A 14,050-nucleotide genomic window follows, 5' to 3' on the forward strand; every position below is an offset into this window, starting at 1 on the left:
TCGTAGCGAGGGGCGCGGCTTGTACCACCACCGCGTTTTGTGTCAACCGCTCGACCGCTGCTTCTGCTTCCCGATCTGCTCCGCCTCCCGTGAGGCAGCAACCCGCTCCAACACCTTCAACGCCCGCGACCGGCTGCCCTACTGCGGCGAACATCTAAGAATCGGTTCGGAGAATGTCAACTTCCCGTCACCCGCCCCGCGTCCTTCAGGTGCCACCGGAGTGACGCCTGCGTGTCGCCGCGAGGTGGGCGGCTTATCCATCAGGCGATCGGGCAGCGCAAGATATTTGATGCAGGCTGCCAGCGCGGTGCGACGTGGTGGAGGGGGAACCCGTGGGACGGCTCCACCCATTCCCCCGGCGGATTTCAGCTCCCGAACTTGAGCTTGGAGAGGTCCACCCTTCCCCGCCGGCACTTCTCCGCGACCACTACCGAGCGCAGTTCCTGGTAGGCGCGCTCAATGTCGTCGTTCACCACGATGTAGTCGTAAGACGCGATCCCTCGCTCGATCTCCGAGCGGGCAGCCAGCATCCGGCGGCGGATGGTCTCGTCCGAGTCCGTCTGACGGTCGCGGAGCCGCCGCTCCAGTTCCTCCATGGAGGGGGGCAGCACGAAGATCAGGACCGCGTCGGGGTGCTTGCGCTTGATGGCCTGCCCACCCTGGACGTCGATGTCAAAGATGGCGGTGCCACGGCGCGTGCGGGCTTCATCCACCACCGACTGGGGGCTGCCGTAGAAGTGGCCGTGGACCTCGGCCCACTCCACGAACTCGCCCCTCTCGATCTTCTCCTGGAAGGCCGCGACTCCCACGAAGTGGTAGTCCACGCCCTCCTGCTCCTTGCCCCGGGGGCGCCGGGTCGTGACGCTGGTGGAGAAGATGCCGTCCGGCATCTCCTTCAGCAGCCGGTGCGCGAGGGTGGTCTTTCCCGCTCCGGACGGCGCAGAGAGGACGAGGAGCAGGCCAGGCTGGAGTCCAGTGGGTTCGTTCATTCGACGTTCTGCACCTGTTCGCGGATGCGCTCGACCTCGGCCTTCATCGAGACCACGCGCGCGGAGATCTCCGCGTGCTGGCTCTTGGAGCCTGTCGTATTCACCTCGCGGTGCATCTCCTGCACGAGGAAGTCCATGCGCCGGCCCACCGGCTCGGGGCTCGCCATCAGGAGCCGGAACTGCTCGAGGTGGGTCGCGAGCCGGGTCACCTCTTCCGCGATGTCCGTGCGCTCGGCGAACAGGGCCACTTCCTGCGCCAGGCGCTGCGGATCCACCGCGACGCCGCGCGCCAGCTCCGCGACGCGGTCGGTGAGCCGCTGCTGGTAGTCACTGACCGCGCGAGGCGCGAGCCGGGCGACCTCCTGGCTCCAGCCCTCGATGAGCTTCATCCGGGTGTCCAGGTCCGTATGGATGGACTCGCCTTCGGTGTTCCGCATCGTCTCCAGGGCCGCGAGCGCCTGCTGGAGCGCGGTCTGCGTCGCCTGGGTGGCGGACTCCACGTCCACGCCCTTCTCCTCCAGGCGGATGACGCCCGGCTGGTTGGCCACCTGCGACCAGGCGATCTCCACCGACTGGCCCATCGCCTCGGCGACTTCGCGGAAGGCGCGCGCGTATTCGCGGGCCAGGGCGGCATCCACCGTGGGGACATTGCCCGAAACCGTGGCGGCCTGGCGGCGCACCAGGATCTCCACGGAGCCTCGCGCGAGGCGGTCCTTCACCTGCTTCACGAGGGCCGGCTCGAGCGCGGACAGCTCGCGCGGCAGCCGGACCTTCACTTCGCAGAACTTGTGGTTGAGCGAGCGTGCTTCCACGGAGACCTCTTCGTCCCCCACGCGGGCGCGGCCCGAACCAAATCCGGTCATGCTCTTGAGCATCGGGCCGGGTGCTAGGGGCTTTCGGTCCCAAGGTCAAGCCAGCGTCTTGTGTCCGTTCCAATTCTGGTAGGGTCCGCCGCCGATGGCGTGGCACAAGCGGCTTGAAACGTGGGCGAAGCTGGCACTGACGCTCCTGGCGTCCCTCCTGTTCTGGCGCCCCGGACGTCGCCGTTCTCCCGGGACGCCCCTCCCCCACCCGCGAAAGGTCCTGCTCGTCCGGCCCGACAACCGCGTGGGCGAGGCCCTTCTCACGACGCCCCTGATGCGGACCCTCAAGGCGCATCTCCACCCGGCTCCGGAGGTGCACGTGCTGGTGCACGCCAAGGTGGCTCGCGTCCTCCAGGGACACCCTGACGCGGACGCGGTCCTGGCGTTCGACCGGCGCATGCTGTGGCTGGGGCCGCTGGCGCCGGGCATCCGTGCCCTCCGTCGCGCGCGCTATGACACCGTGGTCGACTGCGCCAACTGGAGTGCTCCTTCGGTGACGAGCGCGCTCGTCTCTCGGATGGTGGGCCCCAGGGCGGTCGTCATTGGCCCCGGTATCTGGCCGGTGTCGCTGCTGCAGTCGGTGTCCGTGCCTGCCCGCTCCGATACGCGGCACGAGGCCATTCAGCGCACCCACCTGCTGACGCCCCTGACGAGGGGGGCTGTCGCCCATGGGATTTCGTTCCGAGAGCCGGTGCTGGGCGAGGTGTTCCGCGGCTATCTGGCGACGTTCTCCGGGACGGGTTCGCGGCGCGCGGTCATCAACCCGGGGGGACGGTTGGGCGAGCGCCGCATCCCGGCCGAGGCGTTCGCGGCGGCGGCCCGGGAGCTGATTTCGCTCGGCTACTCGCCGGTCGTGACGTGGGGGCCGGGAGAGGAGGCCCTGGCTCGGAGCGTGCTCTCCGGCGCTCCGGGGGCGGAGCTGGCTCCGGCGACCAGCATCGATGAGCTGGGTGCGCTCATGCGGACCGCGGGCCTCACCATCTGCAACAACACCGGGCCCATGCACCTGTCGGTCGCCGTGGGCGCGCCCACGCTCGCGTTCTTCCTGCGCATCGATATGGAGCGCTGGGGCCATGCGGTGGCGCCCCACCGGATGGTGGACCTGACGCCCATCGTGGATGGGGCTTCCGGCGTGGGGCTGGAGCAGCGCGTGGCCGCGGAGGTCCGGTCGTTCGTCGCGGAGCGGGCCTCGCTCACGGGGTGAGCGGTCGCTCCTGCTCGGGCACCAGTTGGGGGACGCCTTCCTCCACGGGCCAGGCTCGCAGGCACCTGCCGCAGCGGACTTCGGGCGGGGGCCCCTGGGGCTCTTCGACCGGGCCCTTGCAGTGGGGACACCCCAGGATGGACCGCAGCACCGGGTCCAGGACCATGGGCTACTTCGCGCCTTCGCGGCCGAGCCTGCGGGCCAGCTCCGTGGTGCTGTGGTCCTTCGGGTCTCCCGCCACCGCCGTCCTGCCTCCGTAGGCCCGGACCTCGTCACCTTCCGGGATGGAGTCCGGCGTGTAGTCCGTCCCCTTCACGTGCACGTCGGGCTTGAGGGCGCGGATGAGGGTCCGCACGTTCGGCTCATCGAAGACGACGACGCGGTCCGTGCAGGTCAGCGCGGCGACCAGCTCCGCGCGCTCCGCTTCCGGGATGTGCGGACGGCCCGGCCCCTTGTAGGCCCGGGTGGAGGCGTCCGAGTTCACCGCCACCACCAGCACGTCCGCCAGGGCCTTCGCCCCTTCCAGGTAGCGGACGTGACCGACGTGCAGCAGGTCGAAGACGCCGTTGGCCAGGGCCACCGTGCGGCCCTGCTCGCGCCAGCGTTCCCGCTCCTCCGCGATGGCGGCCAGGGGACGCAGCTTGTCCAGGGTGTTCATCTTGAGCTCCGCAGCGCTTCAAGGAGTTCTTCGCGGGAGACCGTCGCCGTGCCGGGCTTCTGCACCACCAGCGAGCCCGCGACGTTCGCGAGCCTCGCGGCTTCTGCGAACGAGGCTCCGGCCGCGAGTGCCAACGCGAAGCTCGCGATGACGGTGTCGCCCGCTCCCGTCACGTCCACCGCCGACTTCGCCCCGTGCACGGGGATGAGGTCCACGCCGCCCTTCGCGTCGAAGACGGCCATGCCGTGGCGGCCTCGCGTCACCAGCAGGGCCTGGCAGCCCAGCTTGCGGACCGCTTCGTGACCGGCCTCCAGGAGGTCTTCCTTCGTGCGCACCGGACGGCCCGTGAGCGCTTCCAGCTCCGGCTCGTTGGGCTTGCACACCGTGAGGCCCGCGAAGGCCGCGAGCGCGTAGCGGCTGTCCACGCAGACCGGGAGGCCGTCCGCGGCGAGCTTCCGCAACACGGTCCGGACCTCGTCGCTGACGACGCCCGCTCCGTAGTCCGAGACCACCACCGCGTCCGCATCCTTCGCCGCGGCTTCGACCTGCCTGGCGATGGCCTTGCGCATCCGGGGCGGGAGGGGGCCTCGCTGGCCCCGGTCGACGCGGAGCATCTGCTGCCTCGTGGTGCTGATGCCTCCGGCGAGGATGCGCGTCTTCGTCTCCGTCTGGATGCTCCGGCTGCTGACCGCGTGCAGCCGGATGTCCGCGGCTTCGAAGAGCTTGCGCAGCTCAGTGCCCATGGAGTCCACGCCCAGGGCGCCTACCGCCGTCACCTGCCCCGACAGCGCGCGGATGTTGGCCGCCACGTTGGCTCCGCCTCCGAGCTTTACCTCCGAGGACTCGTACCGGACGATGAGCACGGGGGCTTCGCGGCTCACCCGGTCGGTCTGTCCGTAGAGGTAGTGGTCGGCGACCAGGTCTCCCACCAGCAACACCCGACGACGCGCGAAGGCGAGTGGCAGGCGCGAGGACGATGCTGCCGGACGTGAAGACGGGGCCGCGGGCATGGCCGCGCGTTGTCCCACAGCGGTCCAGCCCTCACAAGTCGCGCGTCTCTCCCGTCAGCCCGAGCGCCCGCTTCAGATGCGCCTCGCCCTCCAGGACCTCCACGCCCAGGCGCACCACCCACGCCTCGAAGCCGGCGGGCAGGCGCACCGCGTCCTTCTCCGTCGTCACCACGAGCGCCCCGTGCTGGCGGGCCCGGGCTTCGACCTGGCGCAGCTCGTCCGCCGTGAAGCGATGGTGATCCGGGAAGAGGGCCGCGTCCCGGACCTCCGCTCCGAGGGTGGTCACGGTTTTCAGGAAGCCTCCGGGCCGGGCCAGCCCCGCCAGGGCGAGGACCGGTTTTCCTTCGAGCGCTTTCGTCGCGTGCTCGGTGCCTGATGGGTCCCACCAGCCCGTGGGCCCATAGCGCGTGCGGACCCTGGGGACGGTCACTGCTTCGAGCCATGGGTTGGGGGCGGCGTCCCCCGAGGCGGCTCGCAGCCAGAGGAGCGTGGCGCGGCGCAGGGCAGATGGGGGCTCTCGCAGCGGGCCTCTTGGGAGCAGTTGTCCGTTGCCCAGGCCCACGGCTTCGTCCACGACCACCAGGTCTTCGTCGCGGTGCAGGCGGCGATGCTGGAAGCCATCGTCCAGGAGGACCGTGTCCAGGCCGAAGTCGTCCCGGGCCCGGAATGCCGCCGCGACGCGGTCCGCTCCCACGAAGAGCCGGGCTCCTGGGCACCGGCGTGCGAGCAGCAGGGGTTCGTCTCCGGCTTCCGTCACAGCGGGCAGGGGCTCCGCTCCGGTGAAGGTGAGGGGTGCCTGGGACTCGCGTCCGTAGCCTCGGGTCAGGATTCCGACCTTGCGCCCTTCGCGGATCAGCAGCTCCGCGAGATGGAGGGCCGCGGGGGTCTTGCCCGTGCCTCCGACGTTGAGGTTGCCGATGGAGATGACCCGCAGGCCTTCAACCTGTTCGGCTCGCTTCAGTCCTGAGTCGTAGAGGGCGCTTCGGAGGCGGACCGCTCCGCTGTAGGTCCAGGACAACAGCGTGAGTGGCGACAGGAGGGCACGACGGGTCCAGGGCTCCGGTGCCGGCGGATAGAAGATCCGCTCCAGGGCCGTGGGTCCGCCCGTCATCGCCGCGGCTCCGCTGCCTTCTGGTAGAGGGCCAGGATGTCCCGGGCGATGTGCTCATTCGTCGGGTGCCGGGCGCCTGCCTTGGCTCCGGACAACGCTGCGGTGAGGACGGCTTCCACCGTGGGTGATTCCACCCTCGCGTCAGACAGCTCCGGGAGCGCTCCTTCGTTCACGGCGACCACCCGGACTCCGCAGGCCCTGGCTTGCGCCGCGGCTCGCGCGCTCCAGTCGTTCCCCAGGCCGAGGATCCAGACTTCATCCAGGGCCTGCAGCCACTTCGCGAAGTCCGCTCCCTGCTGGTAGCCCGCGAACGTCACCTGTTCGGTGAGGCCTCGCTCCGAGACCTGTGTCCGGGTCGCTTCGAGCAGCGCGCCGTCGCCTACGAGCACCAAGCGGGATTCGGGACGCTGCTTCCGGTACTCGGCGAAGGCTTCGACTCCCAGCGCGTGACGGCGGCTCTGCTGGAAGGTGGAGATCATCCCCACCAGGTGCGTGCCTTCGAGGCCCAGGGTTTGACGGAGGGCCTTGCGGTCCCGGGGGGGCTCGAACATCGGGTCCACCAGCGCGGGCAGTACCTGGACGGGGCGATGACGGCCTTCGAGCTTCTGCATCAGGTGGCTCGCGGGCACCGTGTACGCGGCGGCTTCGGGCAGCGAGGAGCGCAGCGAACGGGGCGCGTGGATGGAGCGGATCCGCACCGCTCCCTTCGGCGTTCCCCAGCGTGCCACGAGATGATCATGGGTGAAGTGGGCGTGGACCACGTCCACCGTTCTGCGGCGGAGGGCTCGCAGGTCGCTCCAGAGCTCCCACGGCGGGGACTTCACGGACAACGTCAGGCCTCCGTCGTCCAGGAGGCCCAGCTGCTGGAAGCGGGGAACGGCGGGTTCCTCGGCGGCGATGTCCCTGCGCTTGCGGTCCACCGCGACCGTGACCTCGTGGCCCAGCGCCCGCTGCGCCTGGGCCAGCAGCGCGATGTTCTCCGCCGGGCCGCTCCAGAAGGGGCTCGCGAACAGGTGCAGGATGCGCATCAGCGCTTCACCAGCGAATGGTAGAGATCACGGAGCGCCCGGGCCTCGTGCTCGACGCCGCAGCGGCTGCGCGCTTCCTCCGCCGCGTTGCGGCCGACCTGACGGGCCCGCTCCGGTTCGCGGGTCAGTTCGTCCAACAGGTCGCGCAAGGCCTTCACGTCTCCGGGTTCGAAGAAGAAGCCTGTTCGTCCGTGCTCGATGAGCGTGTCCAGGTACGGCAGCTTCGACGCCACCACGCAGCACCCGGACGCCATCGCCTCCACGTGCACCAGCGAGTAGCCCTCCGCGTAGGAGGGATGCACCAGGATGCTCAGGCCCTGGTACCAGGGCTCGATGGTGGACTGCTCTCCCGCGAGGACCACCCGGTCCTCGATGCCCTGGCGCAGCCCGTTCACCCAGGCCAGGTCCGGCCCCTTCGCGAGCCCCACCAGCACCGCCTGCCAGTCCGGCCTCCGCGGCAAGAGCGGCCTCAGCGCTTCGATGAAGTCGCCCTGCCCCTTCTCCTTGCGGATGCGTCCGATGACTCCGATGCCGTAGCGGCCTTTCTGCTGGAGCCGGGCCCAGGCCGCGTCGCGGTCTTCCGGTGGGTGGAAGCGCTGGAGGTCGATGCCGTGCGAAATCACCGTGGAGGGGAGCGCGATCACGTCGGAGATCTGCTTCGTGAGCGATACCAGCGCGTCCGCGCCCCTGGCGAGCCAGCGGGTGAAGCCCGTGGGGGCCACCGACGTGTGCCGGGTGAAGACGAGCTGGACCCTTCCTCCCAACGCCTTCAGGAGCATCCCCGCCAGCAGCTCGTTGTTCCGGTGCGCGTGCCAGACGATGGGCTCCCGATGCGAGCGGCGGATCAACTCTCCCCAGGTGATGCGCGGCAGGGCTTCTGTCAGGCCGGAGCCGATGACGCGTGTCTCGTCGCCCCGGGCCAGCGCTGGCACCACGGACTCCACGTGCCGGGTCACTCCCGTGTAGCGCTTGTGGAAGTGTGGATGGACGATGAGGGTCATCGAGGAGCCCTCCTTAGCGAGGCCATGGCCTCCGCGTTGCGCGCACTGGCTCCGGAGATGGTGCGCACCGTGGCTTCGGCCTGCGCTCCCAGTTGCCGCCGCCGTTCGGGATGGGCGAGGAGGTCCTCCAGCGCGGCGTGCAGGGCTTCTCCGTCCGCCACTTGAATGCCTCCGTTGCCTTGCAGCACCGCGACGCTGTCGCGGAAGTTGTCCATGTGCGGGCCGAACAACACCGGCCTGCCCTGCCCCGCTGGCTCCAGGATGTTCTGGCCGCCTCGCTTCGTGAACGAGCCTCCTACGAACACCACCGTCGCCAGGCGATAGGCTCGCGACAGCTCACCCATCGAGTCCATCACCACCACCGGCGCTCGCTCCGGGTTGCCCTGTGAGCGCAGGCCGACGGTCAGGTTCCGCTCCCTCGCGAGGAACTGGATCCGCTCCGCCCGGTTCAGGTAGCGCGGCGCGATGACCAGGCTCAGCGTGGGCCAGCGCTCCCGTAGACGCTGATACACGTGCAACAGGATTTCCTCCTCGCCCTCGTGCGTGCTTCCCGCGAGCCATACTGGCTCCGCTGGGGACAGGCCCAGGGCGGTGCGCAGGGCTTCGTCCTCGGGGGCTGGCCCCGCGGCGAGGGCGTCGAATTTGGTGTTCCCGGTGGTGAGAACTCGCTCGGCCGGTGCCCCGAGGGCTTTCGCCCTTTCGGCTTCCTCGTCCTGCCGCATCAGCAGCAGGTCCATGTCCTTCAGCGGGTTTTCAATGAGGCCGAAGAGCGTCCGGTACTTCCCCACGTTCGAGGGAGAGAAGCGCCCGTTGGTCATCACCACGCTGGCTCCGGACTGCTTCGCGGCGCGGATCAGGTTGGGCCAGACCTCCGTGTACTCGAGGACGAGGAGGTCCGGTTGGAGGGCTCGCACCGCCCTTCGGGTCGCGCCCCAGAGGTCATAGGGCGCGTACACGACTCCGTCGATCTGCTTCGCCAAGCGGTCCCTTGCCATCGCGTGGCCGCTGTCCGTCATCGTCGAGAGCACGATGCGGCAGCCGGGGAAGCGCTGGCGCAGCGGGCCGAACATGGGCGCGAGGGCGAGCAGGTCTCCCGCGCTGGCTCCGTGCAGCCACAACAGCGGGCCTTCTCCCTTTGGGAGGTCGTCTGGCCCGTAGAAGCCCAGCCGCTGGTTCAGCCCGTGACGCGTCTTCCGGTACACGCAGAGCACCGGGAACAGCAGCGCGAAGAGGACGTAGGTGGCGACGACGTAGAGCAGGCGCATGGGCGACGTCCCGCGCTCTATCAGATGCCCGGCGGTCCCGGCACCACTCGCACCGGGCTGGGGACCAGCCAGGGCCGCCACTCATGGCCGAAGAAACGTCCGGGTGCCCGGGCCCAGACCTCCACCTGGACGGCTCCGGGACCGGTCAGCTCGATGTGCTGCCCGTCGGGTTGCAGGCGGCCGTCTCCCCACACCCGGACGTCGATTGTTCCCGGGGTGTGTTCCGGTAGGCGGACCGTCAGCACCGTGTCCACTGGGGCTTCCCTCGTGTTCGTGTCGAAGCCTTCCAGGGCGAAGCCATGGGGCTCTCCGAGCGCGCGGAAGACGCAGAGTGCCTGGCCGCTCGCCAGCGCCTTCGTGACCTGGGTTGCGGCTTCTCGCGCGTCCTGGGACAGGGGGCCCGTCAGCACGTCCGGCGGGAGCTCCATGCCGAGCGCGTTGAAAATGTCCTCGTACGCGGGCACGCCATGCGCGTCGTGGCCACACAGGGCGATGCGCTTGCGCTCTCGCGCGAGCTCCAGGAAGCGCTCCGTCGGACGTGGCTCCGGGACCGCGAGCAGCATCACGCCGTGCACCGGGTTCACCAGGGAGGCGCCCACCGCGGGCAGGAGCCGGCTTACGGGGCTTCGCAGTGCCTGCCGGAAGAAGGTGTCCGCCGAGTACAACTCGAAGCCCGGGACCTGGTGCGCTGTCGCTTCGTCCTTCCAGGGGTTCTTCGTCTGGACTGGATGCGCGAGGACCGCCGTGCCTCCGGCGGCTTCCACCTCGGCCACAGCCTGGTCCGGGGGCCCCCAGGGCTTCACGCCTTCGATGGGCCGCTGCATTCCGAACGCGGCCAGGTGGCCCGCGCTGGTCGAAACCTCCACCCCGGGGATGAGCAACACTCCGTCCACCCAGGTCGCGGCGGGGGGCTTGAAGTCGTTGTGGTCCGTGAGCACCACGAAGTCGAGGCCCGCCGCCTTCGCTGCCTGGGCGATCTTCGCGGGCGTCCCGTTCCCGTCCGAGCGTGTGGAGTGCACGTGGTACGCGCCTCGGATCCATGGCTTCGCGTCCGGTGCGGGCTCGACGACGGGGTAGTCCGCGAAGCCCGCCGCGAAGGCGAAGAAGCCCGCGACTCCCAGGAGCAGGAACAGCACTCCGAACACGGCGCGGATCACCAGGGAGAGAGGCTTCCTGGTCGCCCCCGCCTTGCTCACGCCGCTCCCCGCTCGACGGGGCCTGATGTCTGCAGGCGCCACATGGCGGCGTAGCGGCCTTCCTTCTGGAGCAGGTCCGCGTGGCTCCCGCTCTCCACGATGCGGCCTGCCTCCACCACGTGGATGACGTCCGCGTTCGTCACCGTGGACAGCCGGTGCGCGATGACCAGCGCCGTCCGGCCGGGGAGCACCTTCGCCAAGGCGGCCTGGACCTCACGCTCGTTCTCCGGGTCCAGGCTGCTGGTCGCTTCGTCCAGCACCAGCACCGGGGCCTTGGACAGCACCGCTCTCGCGATGCACAGGCGCTGGCGCTGGCCTCCGCTCAGGATGACGCCTCGCTCGCCGATGCGCGTGTCGTAGCCCTGCGGCAGGCCCTGGATGAAGGCGTCCGCGTTCGCAACCTTCGCCGCGGCCTCCACTTCCTCCTTCGTCGCTTCGGGCCTCGCGTGCCTCAGGTTCTCCAGCACGGTGCCGTGGAAGAGCAGCGGCTCCTGCGTCACCAGCGCGAACTGACTCCGGACGCTCGCCGCCGTGTACGTGTCCGCGTCCACTCCATCCAGGAGGATGCGTCCCTGCTGGGGACGCTCGAAGCGTAGCAACAGCGACGTCACCGTGCTCTTGCCGCCTCCACTGCCTCCCACCAGCGCCGCCACCTGCCCCACCTTGAGGTCCAGGGTCAGCCCGTCCAACGCGCGGCGCTCCCCGTAGAAGAAGCGCACGTCCTCCATGCGCAGCGACTCATGCAGCGCGGGCGCGGGCACCGCGTTGGCGGCGTCCTCCACGGGGTGCTTGAGGTCGAGCAGCGCGAAGAGGCGCTCTCCCGCCGCCCCTGCCTGCACCGCGAACTGCGTCACCCGGCCCAGGTCCTTCACCGGCTGGTACACGAGGATGACCGCCGTGAGCAGCGACAGGAGCGCCTCCGGCTCCATCGCCCTCGTTGCCGCCGCGTACCCCAGCGCTCCAGCTAGAGCCGCCGCCGCGAGCACCTCCATCAAGCCCGGCACGCCTCCTCGCGCCCAGGCCGCTCCCACCACCGCTTCCTCGTGGGCCTTCGCGTAGGACTCGAAGCGCGCCAGCTCCGCCTGCTGACCGTTGAAGGCCTGGATGGTGCGCAGCCCTCCCAGCCCTTCGTGCAGTTGGCCCGCGAGTTGGCCCAGGTGGGCTTGGCCCTCTCGTGTTCCCTTCAGCACCTTGCGCGTCAGCTTCGACGCGGGCAGCGCCGCCAGCGGGATCACCGCCAACATCAGGCCTCCGAGCATCGGGCTCATCGCCAGCGCCACGCCCGCGAGCACCAGCACCTGGATCGTGTCTCGCAGGTACGAGCCCACCGTGTACATGGCGGCCAGCTCCACCGCCATCACGTCCGAGGAGAAGCGGCTGAGCAGGTCTCCCGTCCGCTCCTTCGACAGCTGCGACGGCGACAGCGCGGTGAGCCTCAGGAACAGGTCTCGCCGCAAGTCCTTCACCACCCGCTGCGCGAACAGGCCCATGAAGTAGAACTGGCCCAGGTACCCCACGCCCTTCACCGCTCCCACGCACAGCACGACCACCGGGAAGCCCCAGAGCGCGGCCTCTCGCGGCAGGTCCGCCAGCCATGGCACGCGGTGCGCGCTCGAGAAGCCCTCCTCGCCTCCCGACAACAGGAAGCGCAGCGCCGGGCCCAACAGGTACGCGTACGCGCCCGTGGCGAGCCCCAACACCGCCATGCACGCGAAGGCCAGGACGAGGATTCCCGCGTGCGGCTTCGCGTACCGCAGCAGCCGCCAGAGCGCGTGATGCATGGCTACTTCACCACCTTCTGCAACGCCGCCCTCGCGAGCACCGAATACGGGTTCAGCTCCAGCACCTTCATCAGCTTCTTGCGCGCGAGCGGCGCGTCGTCCAGGTCGATCTCGATGATGGCCGCGATGATCTGCGCCCGCTCCAGGTACGGATCCAACGTCAGCGCCTGCTTGAGCACCTTGCGCGCCGCGAGCGCCCGCTGCATCAGCGGCCCGGGGGAGCCCCGGTACTTCGCCCAGGCGAGGTACGAGTAGTACTCGGGCTCGCTGCCGTTGAGGGACACCGCTTCCTCGAAGCCCTGGATGGCCGCCTTGTAGTCGCCCCGCTTCATCGCGGACTCGCCCCGGCGCAGCGCCAGCTCCGCGTCCACGTTGATGGCGGTCGCGCGGCCCACGACCTCCTGGCGGCTGAAGAAGTACTGGAGATAGGCGCGGCGCTTCTCGTCCACGCTCAGCACGCGGTACGCCGCGGACAGCTTCTCCTGCACCTGCTCCAAGAGGTCGCGCAGGTCGGAGAGGTCGAACTCCGCGTAGGTGTCCGGGTGAAAGCGCATCGCCGTCTCGTGGTACGCGCGCTCCACCGCTTCTTTATCCGCCGCGAGGTCCAGGCCCAGCCCGCCGAAGTAGCTGCGCGTGATGATGCGCACCGCTTCCTCGCGCAGCGCCGCCGCCGTCTCCACGGGCAGGCTTTTGCGCTTGCGCGGCGCGATGACGTCCGGCACCGCCGCGGCGCTCAGCACGTCCGTCCCCGTGGCCACCGGCGTCGCGGAGAACGTCACCCCGCCCGTCAGCTTGAGGAACCACAGCAGCGTGTACGCCGCGCGCAGCTCCGCGCGCCCGTGCGCCAGCAGGTCCTTGAGCACGATGCGGCCATTCACCTGCATGGCCAGCTTGATGTCCTCCGTGTCCAGCGCCATCGACTGGAGGTCCCGGCCGAAGTCCGCCGAGCGCACCGGGTACTCGTTCAGGTGCGCCTTGAGCGCGTTCGCCACCCCCCGCAGCGGCATCCGCTTGCGCGCGGCCTCCAGGAGCGGGGCCAGGGCGGGCTGATCCACGGCGGCCACTTCGGAGGAGAACTCGTCGCCCGCGTAGAACGCGTAGCGGCCCTCGCGCATGGACAGCACGCGTCCGAGCCTGTCCCTCGTGAAGTCTCGCAGGAGCGCCAGCAGGTCCTCGCCCACCGCCTCCACGCCCACGTCCGCCAACGCCGCGCCGATGCGCAGGCCCGAGGCGAGCGACTCCACCACCGGCTGCTCCTGCGCCTCCGTCAGCACCTTGCGCTCGCGCAGGAAGCGGGGCAGCGCGTCCTCCTTCGCGGAGGAGTCGAAGTTCACCGGCCCGCCGCGCAGGAAGAACACCCGCCGCGACAGCCCCTTGAGGGCCACCACCAGCACGCCGTCACGGCGCAGCCGGTAGAGCGAGTGCAGGAGCGCCGGCAGCGGGAACGCCTTCAGGTCCCCCGCCGCCACCGCGGGCCGCGACATCGTGGCGGCCAGGCCCGTGAGCGGGATGGCCTGGGCGGCCTTCACCAGCGCCTCCAGGCGGGGCACCAGCTCCCCGGGCTTGAGCGGATCCGGGATGTACGCGTTGACCTTCAGGTCCAGCACCGAGCCCACACCCTTCGCGCGGCCCAGGTGCCCCTTGTCGATGGCCACGATGGGGACACGCCCGCCCTGGCTGTGCCCCCGGATGAGGTGCACGACGTGCTGCCCCTCCACGCGCGGCAGGTCCACGCCCAGCACCACCACGTCCGGGTTGTCCGCCGAGAAGTGCTCCAACGCCATCACGGCGTCATTCACCGCCCGAACGGTGTACCCGGCCTGCGAGAGCAGGCCCGTCAGGTGCTCCAGGGTCGGGGGGTGGCTCTCAGCGAGCAGAAGCGTCTTCAAGGGGGCCGCAGTCTACAACCTCCCTCCCTCCGCGCATCAGCTACGATGAGGGTCT

12 protein-coding genes are annotated in these 14,050 nt (G+C 70.0%); 1 reads left to right on the forward strand and 11 read right to left on the reverse strand.

Annotated elements, in window-relative coordinates; genetic code table 11:
- Nucleotides 1-365 precede the first annotated feature (365 nt).
- A complete protein-coding gene (gmk, locus tag JYJ93_RS29460; protein WP_206797906.1) occupies nt 366-989 on the reverse strand; it encodes a guanylate kinase in 624 nt (207 codons plus the stop codon).
- The gene (locus JYJ93_RS29465; RefSeq protein ID WP_206797907.1) at nt 986-1,864 is read right to left on the reverse strand and encodes a YicC/YloC family endoribonuclease; all 879 of its coding nucleotides are present in this window, start codon (nt 1,862-1,864) and stop codon (nt 986-988) included. The genes gmk and JYJ93_RS29465 overlap by 4 nt, the downstream gene beginning before the upstream one ends.
- Nucleotides 1,865-1,946: 82 nt before the next feature.
- On the opposite strand from JYJ93_RS29465, the gene JYJ93_RS29470 reads away from it, so the two are divergent.
- Nucleotides 1,947-3,056, forward strand: coding sequence for a glycosyltransferase family 9 protein (locus JYJ93_RS29470; RefSeq protein ID WP_206797908.1), 1,110 nt, complete (start codon nt 1,947-1,949; stop codon nt 3,054-3,056).
- Nucleotides 3,057-3,225: 169 nt separating this feature from the next.
- Here the strand turns inward: JYJ93_RS29470 and JYJ93_RS29475 are convergent, their stop codons facing one another.
- From JYJ93_RS29475 to JYJ93_RS29515, 9 genes are read right to left on the reverse strand one after another with little or no spacing between them, the layout of a single operon-like run.
- The gene (locus JYJ93_RS29475) at nt 3,226-3,714 is read right to left on the reverse strand and encodes an adenylyltransferase/cytidyltransferase family protein (RefSeq protein ID WP_206797909.1); all 489 of its coding nucleotides are present in this window, start codon (nt 3,712-3,714) and stop codon (nt 3,226-3,228) included.
- On the reverse strand, nt 3,711-4,724 hold the full coding sequence (locus tag JYJ93_RS29480; protein ID WP_206797910.1) for a bifunctional ADP-heptose synthase: 1,014 nt from the start codon (nt 4,722-4,724) through the stop codon (nt 3,711-3,713). The genes JYJ93_RS29475 and JYJ93_RS29480 overlap by 4 nt, the downstream gene beginning before the upstream one ends.
- A 31-nt stretch (nt 4,725-4,755) precedes the next feature.
- Nucleotides 4,756-5,835 carry a tetraacyldisaccharide 4'-kinase gene (lpxK, locus tag JYJ93_RS29485; RefSeq protein WP_206797911.1) on the reverse strand — a complete coding sequence of 360 codons (1,080 nt, stop codon included), beginning with the start codon at nt 5,833-5,835 and terminating at the stop codon, nt 4,756-4,758.
- On the reverse strand, nt 5,832-6,863 hold the full coding sequence (locus tag JYJ93_RS29490) for a glycosyltransferase (RefSeq protein ID WP_206797912.1): 1,032 nt from the start codon (nt 6,861-6,863) through the stop codon (nt 5,832-5,834). The genes lpxK and JYJ93_RS29490 overlap by 4 nt, the downstream gene beginning before the upstream one ends.
- Nucleotides 6,863-7,864, reverse strand: a complete 1,002-nt coding sequence (locus tag JYJ93_RS29495; protein WP_206797913.1) for a glycosyltransferase family 4 protein — start codon at nt 7,862-7,864, stop codon at nt 6,863-6,865. The genes JYJ93_RS29490 and JYJ93_RS29495 overlap by 1 nt, the downstream gene beginning before the upstream one ends.
- A complete protein-coding gene (locus tag JYJ93_RS29500; protein WP_206797914.1) occupies nt 7,861-9,129 on the reverse strand; it encodes a 3-deoxy-D-manno-octulosonic acid transferase in 1,269 nt (422 codons plus the stop codon). Before JYJ93_RS29500 ends, JYJ93_RS29495 begins: the two co-directional genes overlap by 4 nt.
- Before the next feature lie 20 nt (nt 9,130-9,149).
- On the reverse strand, nt 9,150-10,286 hold the full coding sequence (locus JYJ93_RS29505; protein WP_269012360.1) for a CehA/McbA family metallohydrolase: 1,137 nt from the start codon (nt 10,284-10,286) through the stop codon (nt 9,150-9,152).
- Between the two features lie 35 nt (nt 10,287-10,321).
- On the reverse strand, nt 10,322-12,106 hold the full coding sequence (locus JYJ93_RS29510; protein WP_206797916.1) for an ABC transporter ATP-binding protein: 1,785 nt from the start codon (nt 12,104-12,106) through the stop codon (nt 10,322-10,324).
- 2 nt (nt 12,107-12,108) lie between these two features.
- Complete coding sequence (locus JYJ93_RS29515; protein ID WP_206797917.1) at nt 12,109-13,995, reverse strand: DUF4388 domain-containing protein; 1,887 nt, start codon at nt 13,993-13,995, stop codon at nt 12,109-12,111.
- Nucleotides 13,996-14,050: the final 55 nt, after the last annotated feature.

This window comes from Corallococcus sp. NCSPR001 (genome assembly GCF_017309135.1).
Classification (GTDB): Bacteria; Myxococcota; Myxococcia; order Myxococcales; family Myxococcaceae; genus Corallococcus.